The following is a 23794-nucleotide window of genomic DNA, read 5'->3' as shown; positions in this document are numbered from 1 at the left end:
GGTATGTTACCCTAAGTTACGGAAACCCGTGCACTTGTACAACGGAATTCGTCGATTGTTCAAAAATAAAATGCTGATTGTTAATATCTTACCTTCCCGTTGATAGAAAATCAGCAAGCCCTAGATAGGGTTGGGTCCTCCAGGCCGTGCGCCCTTGGGGAGACCCGTCCAGGGTCATTTTTATGCCCCCTATGCGATATCGGTTGGTGTACCCTTTGGAATACCATTTGCTGTCCAAGTACCCGGAACGGGTATGGTCCACATAGGAGACCACATCAATGTCAAAAACATGCTTCTCGGCAAAGGCCGCCAAAATCTCATGCTGTTCCATGGCCTTGCCTTCCCGTATGGTGGTGTAACCATAGCTTTTGGCCATTTCAAGTCCGGCCTGAACCTGCTTTGCCAGATTTTCTGGTGTGGAAGCAGTGACCGCTTTGGCGAGATAGGGAATGGCCGCCATTTCTTCCAGCACCCCATTGGGCTCCATGCTTCCGGGCATCCTGCGAATCACACCTCCCTCGGGATCGGGGGTATTCCGGTCTATGCCCACCAGTTCCAGGGCCTTGCTGTTCATGACGCAGAAATGGCCCGAAATGTGCAGGGCCAATACCGGGTGCTCTGTGGAGACCCTGTCCAGGTCCGCCTTGGTGGGGAAACGTTGTTCCTCTAGCTGTGAATCATCAAAACCAAGACCAAAGATCCAACCCGTAAGGGCAATGTTCTCGGCCGTGGCCCAGGCCTTCATGGTATTCACCAAATCGTCTATGGTGGCCACTCCCGCATCTGGCGGAGGCAGCAGATTGGCCCCGGAAGCCTGCGGCCCAAAACCAAAAAAATGGGCGTGTGCGTCAATGAGACCCGGAAACAGTGCCTTGCCCTCCAGGTTCACCACACGGGTATGGGGTCCCTTGAGCGCCATAATGTCCCCGTTGGGGCCCAATTGTTGGATCTTGCCGTTTTTTACCGCCAGGGCCTCCACATAGGCCGGCGCATCGCCCTCCATGGTAACAATGTCCCCATTGTGGTAGATGGTATCGGCCGTTGTGGCATTGGTCAATTCCGTGGTCTTGTCCTTGCAACCAAAAAGAAGGGCAACCGCAAAGAGTACAACATATTTCATATCAGCTGAGTTTGTGGTGCACCCCAATGACGGGGGGCTAATAGGTGGGTAAAGATAAGGAAATGACAAATTTGGATGGCCTTTCTGCTGTAGATGGGCCTCCGAACCTTGCGGTGGCCCGAGGGAAGGGTTTCGGAACCTCTTCTTCCGTTTCTCGCGAAAAGAAAAACCCGGTTTCTTAAATGAGCAACATCCAAGCAAGACAAGCATACGTGTTTAAACACCCCGTTGTTTGGGACGGCGCATTATTTTTTTGACCGATGCCCCCTATAACATAGCGTACCTTCAATCTGCGATCCAACCGTGGTTTCACCGCTAAACGCCCTTAATGGCCAGCAGGACCATGGGCGACGCTAAACGTTTTTGTCAGGGTGATGGGCTTTCCGTAAGAGGTAAAGCCGTTCAACATAACTTCATAGTCACCGGCCACATCAGAGGTAAAGAACTCAAGTTCATAGGTGTTTTTGTCGATGACCACATGGGGTTTCCAAAAAAGAAGGGTACGATAATCGGGAATCCTTGAAAAACCGTCATCATCGGCATCGTACCGCTGTTGATAGTAATTTTTTACCGGTTCCGGCTTTTTAAAATGGATCACCGAACTGTTCTTATGGGCATGTGTTTCCAAATACGTATTGTTGTACGTCTCCACGGAGAACAATGCCCTGATAGTCCTTGCCACCCAGCCTAAACTTATCCCTGATCAAACTTATCTTTTCAATGGTACGGGCATCAAAGGTCCTGATCTTTTCATGGTTGGGTACAAAAACCCCGTCGATCAGGATAATGGATGAAAAATCATTGAACGTTTCATCATAGGTCTCATAGTCCTGTGCAACTTTTACAAAATCATTGCCCTTACCTCCATTTCTATATCCCGCATGGGGAACAATCTCTACCATGGTTTCCTCAAAAGTTGGAAAACGGGTGTAGTCATCCAAAAACAAGGTCTCCGGTTTTCCGCCATCAAAGGGGTCTATTGGTCTGCCCTGCAGAATGGAGTCCGGTTTTACTTGAAAAAAAAGATTTTCGATCTGGTTGCGAACACTGCGTGCCAGTATCGCTTCTTTGTCCTTTTCGGATAAGGTGTACCCACTGAAGGTTAATGTGGAAAGGTCCAAGTTTCCAAGCGCCCCCTTCTTGATGTTGTACTGGGCAGATTCGTCCTCTACCTGTACTACCGCCGTGGCAACTTTATAATCCTTCCTTAGATAGGAATAAAAATTGCCGTCTTCGTCGGTTCTGGAAAACTTCAACAAAAACTCCTTTCCCGGTATGGATATGACCACGGGCTTATCCACAACTGGGCTGCCATCCTGTGCGGTAACCGTACCAAAGAAAAGTTCTCCACGTTGCTCCGGTAGAAAGAGACTATCGCCCACCCGCTGTTTAATTTGTTTCTCCACGTTAAAATAGGCATCGGCATAACTCGCAGCATCCATAAACGACGCGCTGCCCAGTTGTTCCCTACTCCTGACTTTGAGCGTGTACGCTCCATTTCCCAAATAGCCCTTGTAATTTTTCAGGGTGAGCTTTACCTTCTCCCTTTTGGCATACCTTATTTTATCAATGGACAATGAAACCGTGGAGGAATCGATGAACCTACCATCCCTACTTTTTGGGTCCCTGATCCCATTTGGATCGGTATCAGTATTTGATAATAATTTGGACTGATCGGCCAAGTAGGGGTTTATGATGACCATATCGTCCTGAAAGACTTGGTCCATACCACTGTTCTTCATCCATTGGGTGTATCCCAGAAGTTTGTAGTTCCCGGAGGGCACATTGGCGGAAACAAAGAAATCGCCTTGCCCCAGGCCGCCGTCCATTTTTAACTTATGCTCAAAAACAACTTCCCTTTCTTCGTTGACCAAAGCGACATAGGCCAGCCTACTGATGTTGGTGAGCTTATTGCTTTGGGCATTGAAACAGTAGAGTGCATAGTAAAGGTACTCACCGGCAAACAGCACCGGGCCGGTATGGTCCATATAAACTTTCTCCTGGGGCAATTTTTTCAAACTTTCCAGTTCTGCAGCGCTTTTTACCACATATTGCGACCGGCCCACTAAGCCATACGCTAAAAACAACAAACCTAAAATGAGCTGTCTCTTTATCATTTTCTCATTCTTCTGTCCAGAAATCGGGGACTTGGTTACTTCCCAGCACCGTACAATCCCCACAGGCCCTACGGGCCATTAAATAGGGACCTCCTTCAACTTCACCGCCATTGTTGGCTATATACACAAAAAGACCGCTATCCACGGCATCTTTCAATGGCGAGGTCCCGGCATCCGTAATGGGCGGAGGCGCAGCCAAAAAATTACAGTTTATTGCATAGGGCGGCAAATCTTCATCGGGGAAAAAATCATCATAATTAAAGAACAATCGTTCTTGACTCACATTGGCCACTTCAAAAAACCCCAATACTTTTTCGTTGGGATTGCCTGTATTTGACACATTGCCCTCAATAAAGCCGGGTTGAATTTCCGTAAAAAGACTCTGGTTGCCCGATTGTTCGTTTAACGTACGATAAAAAGAATAGGCATCTGCAGCCTGAGCGAGTTGCCGTACCAATATGCTGTACCGATGACTGATCATAAAATCATCGCTTGGAATGAAACGCACCAAATTTCGGTTGACTTGATTCCCCGTCCTACGAAGGTTGGTGGCCTGTATGACCCTATTGCTCAACCGAGTGTCATAACAAACCCGTTCTTCTTGTTCCCTGGCCACCAAATCAAATCCATAGGGTGGATTGGGGTCGGTGACCACTATGTCCAACGGCGACCATAGCGGCGCTATGATTTTATAGGTTTCCTCATATTGATACCGTAAAAAAGGCGCTTCGCCCGGCATAATCTCTGAATCTACGTAGATGGCAATACCTTCCACACCCAAGTCATTGATGATACGTTCCGCATAAACTGCCGCTATCGTGGCGGTCTCGGGCAAAGAAACCAATTCGGATGCATAGGAACTGCCCTGCGCGGTCTGTATGTTCAATTGATAGGTGGTATTGGGCAAAGCTTGGAACATTTGATCGGAAACATAGCGCCCAGGTTCCGTTTCAGTAAATGAAAAGCGGTTGCCGTTACCATCAACAACGGACACGTTTGCGTTTTGGGTAACGGGCTGTAGGGAATCATTGGCAAAACTCCTACCCCTTCCCAATAGCACCTCCTGTTGCTTTGGTTCATTGGTGACCGTAGCTTCCACCACCAAAAAATTTTCAATGTTTTCACCTGTTTCTACTTCACCGGAAATGTCAAAAGGTTCCACACAGCTTGCTAAAACCGATACCATGCCCAATATGTAAACCAATTTTCTCATTCTTCCGTCCAAAATTCGGGTACTATGTTACTGCCCAAAAGGGTGCAATCTCCACAAATCCTTGGGGTAACCCTGTAAGGTCCCTCACAAACACCGGGTGGATCTGAATTGGCTCCAAGCCATTCTACAAGCTCTAACTTAATTCTAGGAATCAAGGATTGGGGGCAATCCAACCTAGGCGGGCCATCCCGATCGGCATTAAGCAACTGTGGCGCTAAAATCCGGTCACAATTTATACCACCAAAATATGGCGGCAAATGTTCGCCCGGGTAGAAATCGGCATAATTAAAATACAGCCTTTGCGTCGCAACACTACTTACATCGAAAAAACCTATCACTTTGTTCTCTAAAGTCTCACTAGAAATATTTCCTTCCAAAGGGCCCGGCTGTACCTGACTAAAAACCAGTTCGCCCTGGGAGAAATTTCTGAGATTTTCATAGAATTGATAGGACTCAAAGGATACGGCCATCTGCTTTACCAAAATACTATATCGGTGCGATAAAATGGGGTTATTACTTTCAATAAAACGCAGTTGGTTCCTGATCACCGTATTATTATCCAGCCCGGAAACATCCGCAACCAAAATATCCTGAGAAGGGTCGGTCTTAAAACAAACTTGCTCTTCCTTTTCTCTTGGTTTTAGTGCAACATCGGGATATAAGGTCGCTATCACATTGTCATTTTCATCCAATACAAACTCAATATCCTCGCGGATGATGTCAAATTCAAATGCTGTCCAATTCGGGGCAATAATCTTATAGGTTTCCTCAAAAGCATATCTAAAATAAGATGTTTCGTTTGTGGGGTCTGTCGTATCCACAAAAATGCCCATTCCATCCACACCGGTATCGGAGGTGACACGTTCTGCATACAGGTCATTTATCCGGGAACTCCCTATTATACGCATTTCCGTAGAGGCATATCTTGCCCCGTCCGCGGTGGTAATGTTTAAGACATACCCAGTATCACGTTCCGCAAAAAAAGTATCCGGTGCTTTATAGATGCCCGGTTCACTTTCTGCAAACTCGATGCGATTACCAGCGCTGGTTAGTACCTCTACCGCAGCGTTCTGCTCTGGGTCCACATCCAGTCCCCTTGGGGAAATAAAAGGCGTGTTCGGGTTAAACAATACATCTTCTTGCACGTTAACGGTGCTATCGCTTTCTATGCGTCTAGACCTGCTCAACAAAACTTGCTGCACGGTACCTTGCTCATCGGTAAGATTGGCCTCCACCACCAGAATGCCGGAACTATCGGCAGTGGAATTCACTGCCGGACCTACATCAATGGGTTCAATACAACCAGCCAACCCGCTTATTACCAAAATGGATATATAGCTATTCCGCAGCATCAGAATTTAAAATTATAGGTGATCGATGGAATCGGTATCGCAAAAATGGAACTCTGCAAGGCCTTTACCTCTCCGTTCTCGGTCACAAAAAACACCGAGTAGGGATTGTTCCTGCCCAACACGTTGTACACCGAAATGGTCACAAAACTATGGGCAAGCTTGTTCTTTTTGTGGTTGCCCTCGATATTGAAGCCGAGGTCCAAACGGTAAAAATCCGGAATGCGGAACTCGTTGCGGTTACTAAAAGCCACGAAATCGGCATTATTGAACCGAAACGTACCGATCGGGTAGGTCACCGGCCGTCCTGTTTGGTACACAAAATTGGCCGACAGGCTGTACCGCCTACTGAATTTGTAATTTCCAATAAGGCTTACATCGTGGGGCTTATCGAAATTGGAGGCGAAAAAATCCCCATTATTGATGCGTTCCTCACTGAACTCACTATCAAAACGATATAAACTTCTGGAGTAGGTATAACTTAACCATCCATTGAGGTCACCCCTGTTCTTCTTTAACAAAAACTCCACGCCATAAGCCTTGCCATCACCCTGCAACACCTCGGTCTCCACGTTTTCGTTCAAGAAGAGGTTGGCCCCGGTCTTAAAATCGAGCACATCGTCCATTTTTTTGTAGTAGCCTTCCACGCTAAATTCGTATTCGTTTTCCTTGAAATTTTTATACAGCCCCAAGGAAGCCTGGTAGCCTTGTTGGGGCGCTATGTTCAGGTCCGATAACTTCCAGGTATCTATGGGCGATACCGTAGTGTTATTGGACAAGGTGTGCAGAAATTGGTAGGAATTGTTGAAACTTGCCTTAATGGACAGGTCCGGCTTCAGTAAATACCGTGCCGATACCCTGGCTTCGGGTCCGCCATAGGTCTTTACCACCTCCCCGTTGCCATAGCTTATGGTATCCAGTACAGTGGACTCGTTTCGTGGTAATCCATCTTGATACGTACGTTGGGTACCAGAGCCCAATGCGGCAAAAAAGGCATATCTAAGCCCCAGGTTCACCAACAGCTTTTCGCCGATATTGATTTCGTCCCCAACAAAAAGGGCACCTTCCAAGGCTTGTTCTTGGTCTATAAAAACAGGGTTCACGTTAGATTCGCCTCCCCTTGGCACAATACTGCCCGGATTTACCGAATAGAGCTTTGCCGCCACGCCATAGTCCAAGGTATGCTTTTCGTTCAACAAGGTGCGGAGTTTGTACTTTACACCGGTTTCAGAAATGGTATAGTCCAGATCAAAATCCATATTGGCCTCCCCGTCAAAATCAATCCCGAATCCATAGCGGCTATTATCCACTACAAGAGCGCCGTTGGTCTTTTCGTTATAACGATGGTCCCATCTCACCGAGAACAGTCTGTTGTCATAATTGTACAAAGAATCGGAGGTGATGCTAAAGGCGTCGCGACTGTAATACGCGGTGGCCTTTACCTCATTATTGTCATCTATCCTATTGTGATATTTAAGGATACCATCAAAAAAAGAAGCCTCACTGTTGCTCAGGGCCTAATCGTCAAGGGAGCGCAAAATCCAGTCCGCATAAGCCCCTCTCCCACCAACTACCAAAGAAGATTTATCCTTTTGCAAAGGAATCTCCAAGGCGAGGTTTCCTGTTACCGGCCCAATAGAGCCCTCGCCAGCAATTTTTTCCACGCTGCCGTTTTTGGTACGAATATCGAATACGGAGGACAAGCGACCCCCGAACTCTACCGGCACCGCACCTTTATAAATAGCAACCCCCTTAGTGGTAAAGGGATTCAGGGCCTGAAAAATTCCAAAAAAGTGCTGCGGGTTGTAGATGACGGCATCGTCCAGCAGCACCAAGTTCTGATCTGTTTTTCCTCCTCTTACATTGAGTCCAGTTGCCCCTTCGCCTGCCGATGAGATACCGGGCAGTGCCTTTGCCACTTGCAGAATATCGCGTTCCCCAAGCACCAAGGGTATGTTCTTGGATTCTTCGGAGTCGATCTGTTCGCTTCCCGTAATGGCATCTTCCACATTTTTGGCGGCTTCTGCTTCAACGACCACTTCATCCAATTGTTGCAGCCCTTCCTCCAATTGAAAAGTGAGAGTGCCATCGTTGTACATGATTACTTCACGTTCCGTGGCAGCTATCCCCATGGCCCTTATGCTGAGCACGTTGTACCCAGCGGGCAGTTCCATTTTAAAAGTACCATTGGCATCGGTCAGGGCCATTAGATTGGTTCCTTTCAGTCTAATGGCCAGATCTTCTATGGCTTCTCCCGTGCGCGCATTGACCGCGGTACCGTTGAGCATGTAAGCCTGTTTCAGTTGGGTGGCATCGGCCTTACCTACCCGTACGACCTCCTGGTTTTTCTGTGTTTTACGGATATCCTCGTTAAAAAATGTGGGTGGGGGAAGACGTCTTGTACGGCCAACCGCCACATTGGGGACATCGGAACTGTCCCTACCAAAAAAGTAGCGGGGCAGTTCGTCATAAATGACCGTGTTTTCCAATAGAAAAATCCGTTTATCTTTCTCCAAAAGATAATGGTTCAGCGCAGTGCCTTCCAGGACTTGGTCCAAAACCAAGGATATGGGCTGCTCATTAAATGTTACCGTGATGGTATCTTTTGAAACCCAATCGGGCAAGAAAAAAAAGGCATAGCCGCTTTGTTCCTCCAAATCCAAAATAATGTCCTTCAAAGGGGCCTTGGTATAAGTGCCGGACAGTACTTCTGTTTCCTGGGCATAAAGCACACCGCCTGCACATAGGCTCACCACATAGGCAAAGACAAAGAGCAACCCCTTGAGACTGGTTCTTAATTTTAGGGACATATTGGCACTGGGGTCAAAATTTATATGGGCTTAAAAGGAATTGGGGGTTAAGTTAAGATTTTTTTAACTATTCAGGCACTAGGATTGCGAAAGGTTTAAAGAGGCCCCGAACGTTCTGCCCTTTCTTGACACAGGTATCCGTTACCGATCGGACAACGGCGAGGAACAACGAAGATAGATGGTCTTGAACCGTCCGGATAGGTGATATTTGACCCTTAGGCTCCTAACCGAGGGTCCCAAGGCATCGCTGATCGGTGGTACACTGTGCTGGTGACGGCATGCGCTAAAGTGGTCCGAGTACAAGGCATACTTTTACGCAACCCCCGTAGATGGTAGTTTTTTTTGGTGATGGCCGGTTTGGAAGGGCCGCCATTTTTTCCATTATCCGTCCCCCCCGCGGGGAACCGGGGTCACAGGAACCCAGAGGCCCGTGCATGTACCGGACAGGATACGATATAGGTGGAAATAGCTTGGAACAAGGACAAAAAAAAGCACTGTTATCCTACCGGTTAACAGTGCCTTGTACCACTTTAAAAGCGGTCTGTCGGGATGACAGGATTTGAACCTGCGACCACACGCCCCCCAGGCGTGTACGCTACCGGACTGCGCTACATCCCGATTTATTTGTGCACCCTGCAAAGGCTGCAAACGGCGGTTGGCTTCACTCCAACCCATCAAAATAATGGTGCCCTTTTGGTGGTGGACAGGCCGTTATTTTGGACTGCAAAAATATAAAAGTTGAACGGATAACCATCACTTTTTTTAAAAAATTTGGAAGATTTACTCCAATGCCTCCATCCATTCAGAAAGGCGCTCCGTCCACCCCCTGAGGTGAACATTTCCTCGGGCCAGGGAAAAGCCGTGGCCCCCAGAGGGATAGATGTGCATGGTGGCGGGCACACCATTTTCCTTGAGGGCAGTGTAAAAGAGCAGACTGTTTTCCACGGGCACGACCTGGTCATCCGAGGCGTGCAATAAAAAGGTGGGCGGGGTATCTTTATCCACATGCTTTTCGGTGGAAAAATAATCCAAGAGCGCTGTGGTGGGGGCATCACCGAGCAAATTTCTCCTTGATCCCCCGTGCCCCATCTCCCCAAAGGTGGTCACCGGATAGATCAGGGCCATAAAATCGGGACGGGCAGGCAACGTATCCGTTTGGTCCAGTGGCCCATGCACCACATCAGCGTAATGGGTGCCCAGGGTTGCGGCCAAATGGCCTCCGGCAGAGAAGCCCATGATCCCCACTTTATTGGCATCAATATGAAAGTTTTGGGCATGGGCCCGTACCAGACGCATAGCCCGCTGGGCATCCATCAAGGGCACATAGTGCTGGTCTTTCTGGGAAACGGAGGAGGGCAGGCGGTACTTGACAACGATACCGGCAATGCCCTTGGAATTCAGAAATTTGGCCATATCCGTACCTTCCCAGTCATAGGCCAAAATACGGTAGCCTCCACCGGGAAAAATGAGCATGGCGGCCCCAGAGGCATTTTGCTTGGCCGGTAAATAGACCTCAATGGTGGGTTCTTGCACCTTGGCAATGCGCAAGATTCCATTTTGTTCCAGTTCTTCCCGCTCTTCGGAAGCAAGGGCATTTGGAATGTTATCCTTGGGCCAAAGGGGCATGATGGTATCCTGGGCGGCCGCATCCGTCACAACAAATGCATAGCAAAAAAGCAGTAGTTTTTTCACGTCATTGGGTTTTATTTTAAAGTCCCGGTATGGGGGCATTGGGGGCAATGGGTTTGTTCTGCCAGACCGGCACCCCATCGCGCAACTCCAAGATACGCAAATAATTGCCCACCTGCGGCAAGGCATTGTGCTCTGGCAACCATTGCCTGAGACTATCGGCCCAATGGGCCATATCAGGACGTCCCGAGAGGTTGTGCCATTCGTTGGGGTCTTCTGCAAGATGGTACAGCTCTTCATCGCCGTTGGCGTATTGGATAAAACGCCAATCTTCCGTACGCACCGCATGGTTCTTGTAATTGTTTGTGGTAATGGCGGGCCATGGCCGTTTGGCACTTGGATCCTTCAACAGCGGCACCAAGCTGTGACCTTCCAGTTGGGGCAGTTCCGGGAATCCGCAAAGCGCGTTCAAGGTGGGATAAATATCCAATAGCTCTACAGGGGCCGCCACTTTTTGTCCCTTTCCAATGCCCTTTCCGGCAAAGATCAAAGGTACCCGTGTAGCACGTTCCCAAAGGGTGTTCTTACCAGAAATGGCCTTCTCCCCCAAATGAAAGCCATGATCGGACCATAGCACCACAATGGTGTTTTCCTCTTGTCCGCTCTCTTCCAGGGCATCCAGCACCCGACCCAACTGTTGGTCCATAAAACTGATGGAGGCAAGGTAGGCCTGTACAAAGAGTGTGTCCTGGCGGTGCTCCCTGAACCATTTCCACCTGGGTTCGGGCACCTCCCAATGGTTGTACCAGGAAGATCTTGGGGTATCTTCCCGGTCGTTCTCCAAATATGGGGGCATCAGGAGGGAATCCAAGGGATAGCGATCAAAAAAGGCCTCAGGTGCGTACAGGGGCACATGGGGAAGAAAAAAGCCCACGGACAACCAATAGGGGTTTTGGGGCTTGCTGCGCAAAACGTCCACTGCATAAGAGGCCACGTCATGATCCTGTAGGTCATCTTCCGCCAAGGGAAAACGGCCCCAATCCACCCAAGGATTGTTGCCGCCCGGGGTCTCCCCCACCAATTTGTGGGGTGGGCCTTTTTTAACCCCCGCGCCCGGTCCCAGACTGTCAAATTCAGAATCGGTGGCCCTTAGGCCGTTGTTGCCGTGGTACACCTTTCCGGTGGCATAGGTGGTGTACCCGTTCCGGGCAAAATATTGGGGCAATGTAACCAAGTTCCTGAGTTCTGGCACATCTCGTATCCACGGGGAAAGCCCGTAGATGCCCGTAGTCGATGGCCGCTTGCCCGTGAGCACACTGGTTCGCGACGGATTGCAGATGGGCGATTGGGCATGGGCGTTGGTAAAAAGTGTTCCCCGAGCCGCCAATCTGTCCATATTGGGGGTTTCTACCTGTGGGTGACCCTCCAGACATCCGACCCAATCATTGAGATCGTCAATGGCAATGAACAGCACATTGGGAGGTTTTACGGCCGTTAAGGCCTTTTTGGGCGGTTCATGACAAGACACGGACAAAAAGAGGAAAACCAACGGGAAGGCAACACAGATGGCCTTCCGGTGAACAAGGGCCATATCAGAAAAGATGGTTCTCACGGACAATCCCACCTAAAATTGGCCACGGGATCCCTTGAGGCGGCCGAGAGGTTGTAGTGCCACCACTCGGTTCGTATGGACCAAAACCCGTGCTTCTCCATAACCTCCTTCAACAGCTTCCGGTTGGCCAACACCTCCTCCGAAAGGTCCGTGTGGTCATGGTGGGCCTTTTTTCCGAAGAAATCAAAATCGGTGCCCATGTCCAGCGTTTCGCCCTCCAAGGTCTCCAAGGTAATGTCCACCGCACCGCCCCTGTTGTGTATGCTGCCCTTTTTTGGGTTGGCCACGTACTGTGGGTTGGGCATGATCTCCCACATCTTGTACTGAATGGCATTGGGCCGGTAGCAATCAAAGAACTTTATGCGCAGTCCGTGCGTTTTAAACTCGGCATTGGCCGCAATGAGCGCCTTGGCGGTCTTGGCACGGGTGTAGCACTCCGGGCAATCGTACACCTGGGCCTTGAGGAAATTGTTTTCCGTGGCATAGCGCATGTCATAGGCAAACCCATCGCTGTAGTCGGCCAGCCGGACAAAAGCGGTATCTGCCACTTCCTCAAAACGCTTGAATTTTTTATGCGGAAACCCTTCGGTAGGCTTCATCACCGTGTCCGCTTGCACCGTCTCGGGCAACTTGGACTCCGTACGTTCCTTGGTCGGGTTTGGGGCCACCTCCCTACACCCATGAAGTAGCATCATGGCCAGCACCATGGGTAAAAATGCCTTGGTTGGTCTTAAAAGGTTCAAAAAATCGTTTTGGCGGTAATGGGAATCTTTCATTATGCCCAATTTTAGTTAAGTTTGAAACGAGGGGACACCCTGCTTGGCATTGTCCTGTTGTGCGCCCCAAGTTAACCTATTTTTTTTGATGCGCATTTTTTTGCCCCGTGGGGACAACCCAGTGAACATCGATGAACGTCCCGGGAAAGGATAGAACAGCAAGGAAAAACACCTTTTTTTAAATGAAACCTAAAATGACCGATGCCCTTAAAATAACGACGCTCTTGGTGCTTTTGGGTCTCTTTTCCTGCCAGGAAGGCACAACGGAGCATGCGGGAGAGGGGGCGTCCCAAAACCCGCCCAACATCATATTGATGCTGGCAGATGATCAGGGATGGGGTGATCTGGGCCATCACGGAAACACCAACATCCGTACGCCCCATCTGGATGCCCTGGCCAAAAACGGGGTCTCCTTTTCCCACTTTTTTGTGCAGCCGGTTTGTTCTCCCACCCGGGCAGAACTGCTCACGGGCCAGTTTTTTACCCGTTTGGGCGTTCACGGCACCTCTTCCGGTGGGGAACGGATGGACCCAACGGCCCGCACCTTGGCCGAAATACTGAAGAAGGCCGGTTATAAAACGGCGGCCTACGGAAAATGGCACAACGGCATGCAAGCGCCCTATCATCCCAATACCAGGGGTTTTGCCGATTTTTACGGGTTTGCCTCTGGCCATTGGGGAAACTACTTTAGCCCCCTATTGGAGCATAACGGGCGTATGGTGCGGGGAGAGGGCTTTCTAGCGGACGACCTTACCCAGCGCGGGCTCCGGTTCATGGAACGGCACAAGAACGCCCCTTTCTTCCTCTACCTCCCCTTTAACACGCCGCACAGCCCCATGCAGATGCCGGATCGGCACTGGGAGGAGGTCAGTGACCGGGAAATGACCCTTTTGCACGGGGGAACGGAAAAAGAGGACGGCCAGATCACCAAGGCGGCCTTGGCCATGGTGGAGAACATAGATTGGAACGTGGGCCGCATTGCACAAAAACTAAGGGAACTGAAGCTGGAAGAGCGCACCATTGTCATCTATTTATCGGACAATGGCCCCAGTGATTGGCGGTGGAACGGCGGCATGCGCGGCAAAAAGGGCTCCACGGACGATGGTGGGGTACGCACCCCTTTTTTCATACAGTGGAAAAACACCCTTCCGGCCGGAAAGGTGGTCGCCGAAATTGGCAGTGCCCTGGACGTGTTGCCCACCCTTTTGGAGCTTACCGGAGTGCCTTACGATGGGGAGGGCACGCTGGATGGCAACAGCCTAACGCCCCTTTTGATGGAAGAGGGGGGCCATTGGCCCGACCGTCTCCTCTATCAGCATTGGAACGGAAAGACCAGTGTGCGCACCCAAAGGTATCGACTGGATGCCAACGGCCGGTTGTACGATATGGGAACCGATGGTGGCCAGACCACGGACCTGGCGGAAAAGATGCCGGCGGTAACGGACTCCCTGCGGCGTGCCAAGGAGCAATGGCTGGCCAACACGGTGCCCTTGACCAAAGCCACGGACAACAGGCCGTTTACCCTGGGCCACCCGGATCACAGGTTTACCCAGCTTCCGGCACGGGACGGCGTGGGCCACGGCAACATTGTGCGCAGCAACCGCTACCCCAACAACACCTTTTTTACCCATTGGACCAGTGAAAAAGATTCCATAAGCTGGGACATTGAAGTGCTGCAAAAGGGGCACTACAAAACCACGCTGTATTACACCTTGCCAAAAGGCCAAGAAGGCATAGGGGTTCATTTACGTTTCGGTGATGGGCACATCAGCAAAACCATTTCAGAAGCGCATGATCCACCCCTCACGGGTATGGAGCATGACCGCACCCCCAGAATGGAATCTTACGTAAAGGACTTTAAACCGGTGGTCCTGGGAACCCTTTTTATGGAAAAGGGCAGACAACACCTTGTGCTAAAAACAAGCAAGCTGCAACCCCAAAAAAAGGGGTTGGACGTAAGGCTGTTGCTTTTTGAGCGGGTTTCCGGAGACAAAGACGGCCCTTAAGCTAGGGCTATGGCAGGTGGCACTGGCCATTCCAACAAGCCTTTGGCCCCGTATATTGGGTTGGTCCCCATCGTATTCCCGTAAAAGCCAAATCCATACGATCAAGCGGTGTTCCCAAATAGGTAAAGGCCAATGGAAACAAGACTTAATACCCCTTCCCTTTTTAAATGCTGCCAAAGAAATTAAATGTTTTTTTGGCCCTCGAAAAAGAAAAATCAGGCATGGCCCAGCCACACTTATTTATATTTAGAAGCAGGGCGTAAAAAGAAACCATGTATGGGCCCATTCTTAATTGGGAAAGGCTGTTAATGATCGGAAGCGGTCTTGAAATCGATTTTTCCAATGGGGATGGTTCCGGAACCATAGGGTACCACGCCCAACTTGTAATAAAGGTCTTGTTCCTTCAGAACCAGTCCCGCCCTCACGGTTCCCCCTACCTTGTACGTTAATGCCGCCATATGGAAAAGATGTTCCTGGTTGGGCTCAATCGTTGTTCTCAGTAGGCTGGTTTTACCGAGATTTGCATCTAGGTAAGCTTGTAGATCCGTTAAACCATAATTGAATGTTGACAGTTTGTCCAACGTTACTTTTTGGGAAGGTAAAAGCAACCTGGCGTACGCATCCGGTACCGTAAAAATCGCAAACAAATCCTTGGGAACATTGATATGTAACGCCAACGGATCACTGGTTTCATTGATTACCCGGGTCCAAAATACCGCAAATCCATATTTTTTTCCCGTCGGGTCAACATACTGTTTCACACCCGGTTCAATCATTCCTCCCTTGGGAAAACTGTTCTGTATGGTAATACCTTTCCCTGAGGAAGTTGTGTACGTGGTGTCCGTGTGGATATAGTTCCCAAAATCAGTGCCCAGGGCCATTTTCAGATGGTTTCTTTTTATGACTTCCGACCCATCTTTAACAACGACCTTTTCTCTTTTTAAATTGGTTTTTTCAGCACAGAAAAAGAGCCAAGCACCTACCAGAATCGATAATATCCATTTGGTTTCCATCATTTTGGCTTGCTCACAAGGTTGGCCCTACAAGAGGAAAAAGGAGTGGAATGTCAAGGTCTGTGGGTCGGGGCGGGAAAATCAGTCCAGGCCCTCCAAATATTTTAGGCTCAGGGGCACTTGTTGCACCACGCGGGAGCATTCGTCCTCAATGAACATGTATTCCACAATGCCCAGTTCCCGGGCACGTTTTACCACTCCGGCAATATCCACCGCCCCGGTGCCCAGCACCACATTGGTTTCCACATCGGCATGGCCAGATTGGTCAATGGGGGTGCCCTTTTCCATATCCTTGAGGTGCATGAGCACAAATTTTTCCGGATAGCGGTTCAGCAGGGCCAGGGGGTCTTCCCCTCCCTGTTGTACCCAATAGACATCCATTTCAAACATGAAATGCTCTGCATTTTGGGCCATGTAATCAAACAACGTCCCTTCTTTGTAGGGTTTGAACTCGTACCCGTGCGCGTGGTAGGCAAGCGTTAGCCCCGCCGCTTTCAATGCCTTTCCGGCCCTATTGAAAACAGCGGTGGCCTCCTTGGCCTTGGCCAGGTCAAATTTATTTTTTTCGTGGGTGATCCAGGGGCACATCACGTACTTGGCCCCAAACGCCATCGCGTTTTCAATGATCTTGTCGTAATTCCCATTTTTTAGGTCATCGTAACCCGATCCCACGCTCACCACTTCCATATTTCGCTGGACCAACTCCTTTTTAAACTCGGGCATGGACATTCCGTAGGTATCGCCCCCTTCGAGCTTGGTAAGTCCCCAAGATTCAATGATGTCCAAGGTTTCCGGAACATCTTCCTTAAATTGATTGCGAAGGCTATAGAGCTGTATGCCGATCTCCTGGGCCACCGAAGGCAGAAACATCATACATAAAATACTGAATGTGAATACTTTTTTCATCGTTGATCAAATAATAGGTTAATCAATTTACTAGGCTATCGACCATAATTAGCCTCGGAACGATGAGCTAGGAGTGAAGCCTATTTACACAAACAGGCCAAAAAGTCCATCAGCGTAAAATTGCTGAACTCATCTATTCGCTTTTCTCGATTCCAATTCGGTTTTAATTTTTTTAATTGTACCGTATTGTGTGGGAACACTTCCAAAACAAGCAATTGCAACAACCAGCAAAGCCATATCTGTCGTTTTATCTTACTTCGTTAAGATACCATAAATAGTAACAGCTGTTAAAACAAGGGAGATTCCTATTGCCATTCCAGCAAATACTTTCAGCCTTTTGATTTCAGATTCCAATTCCGATACAGTTTTGCTTTTTAATTCCTCGTCTTTCATAATGCTAATATAGCTTGAGCTATTGAAGGTAACGCAGGAATAAAACAACATTTCCATAAAAAGGCAAGCCCTTTTTACTTCACTCCGTTGCCCATCGCGAAGAAAGGATAACCCATGGCATAGGTTCCCCAATTTGACCAAAGATTGCTTTACGTTAGCAGGTTTCCATTTTCGTCCCACTCTGCAATTTCATTGCGGGTACTTTGATCAATGCACTTGGCGATCCATTCGGGCTCATAGGCCACGCCGTGCTTGTCCAACACCTCCTGGGGCACTCCGTCCCAGACATTGGGCATATTGCCCTTATAGCCCAGATCGGCGATGCCCACTTTAGAGGTATAGTACCCCGTGACCACCAAATTTCGCATCAAGGCAAAAAACTGTATTTCCAGCGGCTGCTCGTCCAAGGGAACGTCATCGTCATGGAAACAAATTTGGTCGCAGATCTGTTGTTGCTGTTCCAGGGTGGCCGATTTAAACTCGGTGCCAAACTCGGTATTGCTCTTATGGTCCATCCACATCAATCCGCCCAACAGGGTGTTCTGCATGGCGGGCATGTCCTTCCCTATGAATTCTATGAATTCTGGCACCTCTGCTTCCAAGGGCCCCCCGTGCGGAGCCTTGGGAGGTAGTATCACCGTGCTCAATGCGGCAATCGTCTCCATTTCATGTTCATTGAAAAGCTGCTCTGCGTTCAATTTTTCCAAGCGTTCCAGTTCGTCCGGGGTCCTGCCAAAATAATGGGTTTCCTCCGGGACGCTTGGCCCATCTTGGGGGGCGTTGCCCTCTGGCTTGCAACCGTGAAAGGCCATGGCAGATGCTCCCGCACCCAAAATCATGGTCTGTATGCTCTTTCTCCTGTCCATTGCCATTCCCTAAATGTTTTGTTGTTTCAATTGTTCTATGATATAATCACTTGCACGCCACGAAAGGGCCATAATGGTCCATGTACAATTCTTGTCCGCTTGGGAAACGAAAGGACCGGCATCCACAATAAACACATTGTCCACGTCATGCAGCTGATTGAACTTGTTGGTGACCGATGTGGCCGGGTCATTGCCCATACGGGTGGTGCCCACCTCATGGATGATCTCTCCCGGGGCATTGAGACCATAATCCCTGTCCTTGCCGGGCTTGTTGAGATAAATTCCGCCCATATTGTGGCTAATCTCTTCAAAGGTGTCTTGCATATGCTTGGCTTGGCGCACCTCAATATCGGACCATTTGTAGTTGAATTTCAACACTGGGATTCCGTAATCATCAACGGTGGTGGGGTCTATTTCGCAGTAGTTTTCCTTCCTGGCCAAGCCTTCCCCCCTCCCACTGAAACCAACTATGGCACCGTAGTAGGCCTTCACCTCGTCCCTTAGTTTATCGCCATAACCGCCACTGGGAAGACCCAAAAGCTTATTGAAGCTTCCTTGATCAAAACCAAAGCCGTAATTGGGTTGCCCCATACCGCCCCAAACTTCAATGTGGTACCCCCTGGGAAAGTCCAATTTTTTATTGTCTCCCCACCACGGGCTGTACACGTGCATACCGCCAACACCATCTTCATTGTAGGTCACATCGCGGTTCATGAGATCGGGAACAAAAGCCATGCCGCCGCTACCGGTGGAATCATGCAGGTATTTGCCTATAAGGTCGCTGCTGTTTCCCAGACCATTGGGATGTTGCTTGCTTTTGCTATTGAGCAGGATTCGGGCAGAACTACAGGCCGAAGCGGCCAATACCACCACCTTGCCCTTCAACTTGTATTCTTTTCGGTCCTCTTTGTTAATGTAGGAAACCCCGGTTGCCCTGCCCTCCTCATTGGTGGTTACCTCCCTGACCATGGAGTTGACGAACAATTTTACCTGTCCTCCATTTTTCTGGGCCGGAAAGATCAAACAGCTCCCCGATGAGAAATCGGCATAGACGGAACAAGAACGTCCGCATTGCCCGCAATAGAAACAGATGCCCCTGTCGTTGTTGATCCTCTTGGTGAGCATGGACATACGACTGGGAATGACGGGAACGCCAGATTTTCTGGCACCCTTGATATAGAAAAGTTCATGCAGCCTTGGTTTTGGCGGTGGCAGAAAGAAGCCATCTGGATCGTCTTCAAGGCCCTCATTGGTCCCGAACACGCCTATGAGCTTGTCCACCTTATCATAATAAGGCTTTACGTCATCATAGCCAATGGGCCAATCCTCGCCGTAGCCATCGCGCGTTTTTCCTTTAAAATCCTTGGGGCCAAAACGGAGCGAAATACGCCCCCAGTGGTTGGTTCTTCCGCCCAGCATTCTGGATCGCCACCATCTAAAGGTAGTGCCTTCCGTATGGGTGTAGGGCTCTCCATTTACCTCCCAATCCCCATAGGACATGTCCCATTCACCAAAGGCGCGGTCGGTGCCCGCACCCCTTCTTGGAGAGTCATAGGGCCATTTCAATTGGGTCATCGTCTTGGGGTCGGCGGGGTCAAAATAAGGTCCGGCTTCCACCAGGGCCACTTTGAGTCCGGCATCTGCCAACTGCTTGGTGGCCATACCGCCACCGGCCCCGGAACCCACGATGATGACATCGAACATTTCGGGAGATTCTTTTATCTGCATATTGCGCTGTGAATAATTGGTGAATAAAGGAATGCCCAAGATACATTTTTTGGGAGATTCCACATAATTTTGTTTAACAAAGCACGCGGCGGTGCATGGTTCATTGTGAGGTAAAGGTACTTGCGGGCAGACCGGCCGCATTGAACAGCTGCGCCAGGACCACATTGGCCCAAGCAAAACGGACGTGCACGGGCCGGGGCACTTTTTTGGACCGGAGCAGCACGGCATCGTCTTTTATGCGCGCCTTTGCCGGGTGGAACACCCCATCTTCCCCGGCCACCTCAAAAGCCGCCTCTCCCCCGTTTTTAAAGTGGAGCCCTTCGGCATGATCAAAATGCACGGTAAGGCCTTTTCCGGTGTTCTCCAATCCCTTGTACAACGGACCGTTTACTTCCCCGACCTCCATTCCATAATGGCGTTTTAGAGCCAAGCGCGCCAAGCGCAGGCCCACATCTTGTTTGTTCTGCGGATGGATGTCCTCCACGTTGCCAATATCACTGGTTACCACCATCCCAGTGTTCGGCACCGCCGCCAACACCCGGCGCTGTTGGTCCCTGACCACCGCGCCCTCTTCCGGCCTGTTGTACTTATAGGGTGCGATCTGGGCGTAATAAAAGGGGAAATCATGCCCCCATTCCTTTCTCCAGGCCCTGATCATTTGGGTGAACAGTTCGGCATAGGTTTCGCCGTTGGCGGTATTGGATTCGCCCTGGTACCAAAGCACACCGGCAATGGCAAAGGGCCGCAACGGGGCGATCATGGCATTGTAGAGCCTGCTGCGCTCCGTGGTGACCCAGGGGTTCGGTTTTATGCGTTTTTGTTGGGCCGCCAACTTCGGATGGGCCAGGAACACGGCCTCCGGTGTCCACACCTCGGCACTGGTGGCCCCCCAGGCCGCATCTATGAGCCCAATGGCCATGCCCGTTTCGGCTTGTACCTTACGGGCAAAGAAATAGGCCACCGCACTGAAATTGGCCATGGTGTCCGGGCTGCAAACCGCCCACTGGCCGTGCACGTCTTCCTGCGGATACGGCGCGGAGCGCTTGGCCACGGTAAACAAACGTATTTGGGGATAATTGGCCTGTTCAATTTCTTCCGTGGCATGGTCAATGCCGTTGCGGGCGCTCCACTCCATATTGGATTGGCCGGAGCACAGCCATACTTCCCCGATCATGACATTTTCCAGGACAATGGCATTGGCGCCTCCCTTAAAACCAAGGGTGTACGGACCACCGGCACCCGGGGTCTGCACCTCCAGCGACCATTTGGCATCCGTCCCGGTTTTAAGCTCGTATTCCCGCTGGTCCCAACCCGTGGTAATGAGCACCTTTTCATTGGGATTGGCCCACCCATAGAGCAATACCTTGCTTTCGCGTTGCAAAACCATGTCATCGGAAAAAATGGCGGGCAGGGATATTTCCGCCAAAACGGCCATGGGAAACAAGAAAAGGAGCAACAAAAAGCTGATGGGGTAACTTTTAAACAACATACACATCGATTTAATTTCCTTAAAAATACATCTTATTCTCCAAAGTTGGCCGCCCGGAAGGAAGGGCCATCAGCCAGAGTATCCCAGGGTTTGCTGTTGCCCCACCACAAAAACCAAAAATCTTTTGCTACCTTATGCCTGGTTTTGGAAATCTTTTGAAAAAAGCTGCAATAGTTTGCCCTATGACGCATAAAACACCCCATAACCAGCGCAGGCACTTTATAAAAGTGGCATCTGCAGCTGCCCTGTTATCTTCCCTGCCCAGCTACGGGCTGCCCTTTTTTAAACACAGGGCACCGCTAAGGGTGGGGCTCATAGGCGCCGGGTGGTACGGATCCAGCGACCTCTACAGACTGCTCCAGGTGGCCAACGTTACCGTGACCGCCCTCTGCGATGTGGATGGCAACCATTTAAAACAAACGGCCCAAATGGTGTTGGAACGCCAGCCCAATGCCAAACGCCCGACCCTGTACAGGGATTTCCGGGACATGCTAAAAAAGCACAGCTTGGACATTGTGCTCATTGGCACACCAGACCATTGGCATGCCCTGCAATGCCTGGAGGCACTAAAGGCCGGCGCCCACGTTTACCTACAAAAGCCCATAAGTGTGGACGTGCTTGAGGGCGAGGCCCTATTGGCCGCGGCCAAAAAATATGATCGTGTGGTGCAAGTGGGCATGCAACGGCGCAGCACCCCGCACCTCAAGGCACTGAAAGAACAGGTCATTGACCGCAACCTCTTGGGCAAGGTGGCCCATGTGGAAATGTGCTGTTATTACCATATGCGCGCCAATGCCAATCCCACACCTGGCCCCATACCGGATTTTCTGGATTACGACCTTTGGACGGGCCCGGCCCCATGGAGGCCCTACGACCGCATTCCCCATAGGGGATGGTGGCGGGCCTTTATGGAATACAGCAATGGCATTGTGGGGGACATGTGCGTGCACATGCTGGACACCGTGCGCTGGATGCTGGACCTGGGCTGGCCCCAAAGTGTCAGCTCCCACGGGGGCATTTACGTGCAAAAGGAGAGCAAGGCCAATACGCCGGACACCCAAACCGCCGTGTTCCAGTATCCGGACCTGAACTGTGTCTGGCAACACCGCAGCTGGGGCACCCCCACCGACCCGGAATATCCATGGGCCTTTTTTATATATGGCGAAAAAGGAACGGTCAAGGGCAGTGTGATGAAGGCCGAATTCATCCCCAAGGACCCCAAGAAGGAGGCCATGGAATTTACCGTGGCCTACGAGCGTGAGGCCTTTCCGGAAGACGTCAATGAAGAGGGCATTGAGCTGCACGTGGCGCCGGCAACGCGGGCCCACTTGCTGGATTTCCTAACGGCCATAGATCGGGGGAGCCGTCCCGTGGCCGCGATGGAAGAGGGGCATATCTCCACGGCCAGCTGCATCTTGGCCAATATGGCCATGAAGTTAAAGCGGCCCTTGCGCTACGATCCCATAACGCACACGGTCAAGAACGATCGCGAGGCCACGGAACTACTCGCCAGACCCTACCGTGCCCCTTGGAAACACCCCTATTCCAGGGACTGAGGTGCCTAAGGGAACCGTTCGCCAAAATGGAAAGCGCGGAACATCGGTAACCTTCCCACGCGCCAAGAGATGGTGCCGGTTTGGAACGGATCAACAGCGAGGGCCGCACCTCCGTCACAACTGCCGCAATTTGGTCAAGGCCTCAGATTTTGAGTTCACGTTCAGTTTTAGGTAAATGTTCTGGATGTGAAAATTGATGGTGCTCGGAGTCACGAACAATTTTTCGGCGATCATCTTGTACGTGTCCCCTTTGCAGAGATAATCCACAATTTCATTTTCCCGCTGGGAAAGAAAGGCATAGGTCTTATGCTGAAAGTTGGAGATCACTCTCTTGATGATGTCATTGCTCATCACCGCGCCGTCTTCCAGGACGCATCGCAGCGCATACTGCAGTTTTTCCTCGCTGAGCGGCTTGGTAAGGAAGCCCTGCGCGCCGTACTTAAAGGTTTTCTTTATGAGCTCAAAGTCCTTGTTGGCGCTCACCACCACCACAGGGGTGTCCCTGTCCTTTTTTCGGAGCGCGGCAATGAACTGCAGACCGTCCATATCCTCCAGGGTCATTTCGGAGACAATGATGCGCGGTCTGGTGGTGGCCAAGGATTTCAAGGCCAAGGCGGCACTGGTGCAAAATTGGGTCAGTCGGAAAGCGTTGGATCGGGCAAAATACGCTTTGTAGGTTTCATGGAGCGCAGCGGTGCGCTCCACCACCATGATGGAGGGAGATTGTAATGCCATTTGCAATTGGTTTTGTCCCCATCCGGGGGAATGGGAAACAGAGGTTAAGATATAAGATTTGGAGCCAAGGCCATAAAGCAAAGGGCATGGGCGGGTATGCCATTGCGCTGCTTTTCGCCGGTTCGCGGTAACGGGCAGTGCTTTGCCACAGCCTTCCACGATCTAACAAAGGGCCAATAAAAAAAAACGCTATCCCGCACGGAGTTGGCCAGGCCTTGGCGCAAAGGGAGATGAGGACGGTGCCGTGGTCTTACCTAGCACCGGCATTGGGGTGGAAACAGAAAGATAAGGGTAGAAATTGTTCATGGTAAGGGGGATTTTAGGGTTTTGTAAACGGGTGATATTGTTGTTCGAAAAGGCTCTATCGTGTTTTGAGTGGGTAAGTTAGTAAATTGTTATTTTCGGGGGATGGAAAATTCCAAGGAAATATTCGCACTCGCCCTGGGTCTTACCGATCCGTGGTATATAAAGGAGAT

Annotated in this window: 19 protein-coding genes and 1 tRNA gene; 2 read left to right on the top strand and 18 right to left on the bottom strand. The window is 50.3% G+C overall.

Annotated features, from left to right (window positions below; translation table 11 throughout):
* Nucleotides 1-88: 88 nt before the first annotated feature.
* The 11 genes from ACKWCC_RS18785 to ACKWCC_RS18735 form a co-directional block, all read right to left on the bottom strand.
* The gene (locus ACKWCC_RS18785; RefSeq protein WP_413997512.1) at nucleotides 89-1120 is read right to left on the bottom strand and encodes an amidohydrolase; all 1032 of its coding nucleotides are present in this window, start codon (nucleotides 1118-1120) and stop codon (nucleotides 89-91) included.
* A 325-nt stretch (nucleotides 1121-1445) separates the two neighbouring features.
* Entirely contained in the window at nucleotides 1446-1748 is a 303-nt protein-coding gene (locus ACKWCC_RS18780; protein ID WP_413997511.1) for a hypothetical protein, read from the bottom strand.
* On the bottom strand, nucleotides 1729-3138 hold the full coding sequence (locus tag ACKWCC_RS18775) for a hypothetical protein (protein WP_413997510.1): 1410 nt from the start codon (nucleotides 3136-3138) through the stop codon (nucleotides 1729-1731). Before ACKWCC_RS18775 ends, ACKWCC_RS18780 begins: the two co-directional genes overlap by 20 nt.
* Before the next feature lie 103 nt (nucleotides 3139-3241).
* Nucleotides 3242-4423, bottom strand: a complete 1182-nt coding sequence (locus ACKWCC_RS18770; protein WP_413997509.1) for a DUF4249 domain-containing protein — start codon at nucleotides 4421-4423, stop codon at nucleotides 3242-3244.
* A gap of 23 nt (nucleotides 4424-4446) precedes the next feature.
* Nucleotides 4447-5802, bottom strand: a complete 1356-nt coding sequence (locus ACKWCC_RS18765; protein WP_413997508.1) for a DUF4249 domain-containing protein — start codon at nucleotides 5800-5802, stop codon at nucleotides 4447-4449.
* Nucleotides 5802-7187, bottom strand: a complete 1386-nt coding sequence (locus ACKWCC_RS18760; protein WP_413997507.1) for a TonB-dependent receptor plug domain-containing protein — start codon at nucleotides 7185-7187, stop codon at nucleotides 5802-5804. The genes ACKWCC_RS18765 and ACKWCC_RS18760 overlap by 1 nt, the downstream gene beginning before the upstream one ends.
* Before the next feature lie 129 nt (nucleotides 7188-7316).
* Entirely contained in the window at nucleotides 7317-8609 is a 1293-nt protein-coding gene (locus ACKWCC_RS18755; RefSeq protein ID WP_413997506.1) for a carboxypeptidase-like regulatory domain-containing protein, read from the bottom strand.
* Nucleotides 8610-9153: 544 nt separating this feature from the next.
* Nucleotides 9154-9227, bottom strand: a tRNA-Pro gene (locus ACKWCC_RS18750).
* A 162-nt stretch (nucleotides 9228-9389) separates the two neighbouring features.
* A complete protein-coding gene (locus ACKWCC_RS18745; RefSeq protein WP_413997505.1) occupies nucleotides 9390-10301 on the bottom strand; it encodes an alpha/beta hydrolase in 912 nt (303 codons plus the stop codon).
* A 16-nt stretch (nucleotides 10302-10317) separates the two neighbouring features.
* Entirely contained in the window at nucleotides 10318-11850 is a 1533-nt protein-coding gene (locus ACKWCC_RS18740) for a sulfatase (protein ID WP_413997515.1), read from the bottom strand.
* Nucleotides 11847-12626, bottom strand: coding sequence for a M15 family metallopeptidase (locus tag ACKWCC_RS18735; RefSeq protein WP_413997504.1), 780 nt, complete (start codon nucleotides 12624-12626; stop codon nucleotides 11847-11849). The genes ACKWCC_RS18740 and ACKWCC_RS18735 overlap by 4 nt, the downstream gene beginning before the upstream one ends.
* A 182-nt stretch (nucleotides 12627-12808) precedes the next feature.
* On the opposite strand from ACKWCC_RS18735, the gene ACKWCC_RS18730 reads away from it, so the two are divergent.
* The gene (locus ACKWCC_RS18730; protein WP_413997503.1) at nucleotides 12809-14632 is read left to right on the top strand and encodes an arylsulfatase; all 1824 of its coding nucleotides are present in this window, start codon (nucleotides 12809-12811) and stop codon (nucleotides 14630-14632) included.
* Between the two features lie 305 nt (nucleotides 14633-14937).
* On the opposite strand, the gene ACKWCC_RS18725 is transcribed toward ACKWCC_RS18730, so the two are convergent.
* The 6 genes from ACKWCC_RS18725 to ACKWCC_RS18700 form a co-directional block, all read right to left on the bottom strand.
* The gene (locus ACKWCC_RS18725; RefSeq protein WP_413997502.1) at nucleotides 14938-15648 is read right to left on the bottom strand and encodes a hypothetical protein; all 711 of its coding nucleotides are present in this window, start codon (nucleotides 15646-15648) and stop codon (nucleotides 14938-14940) included.
* Between the two features lie 78 nt (nucleotides 15649-15726).
* A complete protein-coding gene (locus ACKWCC_RS18720) occupies nucleotides 15727-16518 on the bottom strand; it encodes a sugar phosphate isomerase/epimerase family protein (RefSeq protein WP_413997501.1) in 792 nt (263 codons plus the stop codon).
* 285 nt (nucleotides 16519-16803) lie between these two features.
* Nucleotides 16804-16944 (bottom strand): hypothetical protein, encoded by a 141-nt coding sequence (locus tag ACKWCC_RS18715; protein WP_413997500.1) that lies wholly within the window; start codon nucleotides 16942-16944, stop codon nucleotides 16804-16806.
* A 149-nt stretch (nucleotides 16945-17093) separates the two neighbouring features.
* A complete protein-coding gene (locus ACKWCC_RS18710; RefSeq protein WP_413997514.1) occupies nucleotides 17094-17810 on the bottom strand; it encodes a gluconate 2-dehydrogenase subunit 3 family protein in 717 nt (238 codons plus the stop codon).
* A 9-nt stretch (nucleotides 17811-17819) separates the two neighbouring features.
* Nucleotides 17820-19538 carry a GMC family oxidoreductase gene (locus tag ACKWCC_RS18705; protein ID WP_413997513.1) on the bottom strand — a complete coding sequence of 573 codons (1719 nt, stop codon included), beginning with the start codon at nucleotides 19536-19538 and terminating at the stop codon, nucleotides 17820-17822.
* Between the two features lie 100 nt (nucleotides 19539-19638).
* Nucleotides 19639-21027: a sialate O-acetylesterase gene (locus ACKWCC_RS18700; protein WP_413997499.1), complete on the bottom strand. Its 1389-nt coding sequence runs from the start codon at nucleotides 21025-21027 to the stop codon at nucleotides 19639-19641.
* A gap of 182 nt (nucleotides 21028-21209) precedes the next feature.
* Between ACKWCC_RS18700 and ACKWCC_RS18695 the strand changes: the two genes are divergently transcribed.
* Complete coding sequence (locus ACKWCC_RS18695) at nucleotides 21210-22583, top strand: Gfo/Idh/MocA family protein (RefSeq protein ID WP_413997498.1); 1374 nt, start codon at nucleotides 21210-21212, stop codon at nucleotides 22581-22583.
* A 114-nt stretch (nucleotides 22584-22697) separates the two neighbouring features.
* Here the strand turns inward: ACKWCC_RS18695 and ACKWCC_RS18690 are convergent, their stop codons facing one another.
* Entirely contained in the window at nucleotides 22698-23318 is a 621-nt protein-coding gene (locus ACKWCC_RS18690; RefSeq protein WP_413997497.1) for a response regulator transcription factor, read from the bottom strand.
* Between the last annotated feature and the right edge of the window lie 476 nt (nucleotides 23319-23794).

The organism is Maribacter aquimarinus, assembly GCF_047345505.1.
Classification (GTDB): domain Bacteria; phylum Bacteroidota; class Bacteroidia; order Flavobacteriales; family Flavobacteriaceae; genus Maribacter.
This window is presented reverse-complemented; position numbering and strand designations above follow the sequence as displayed.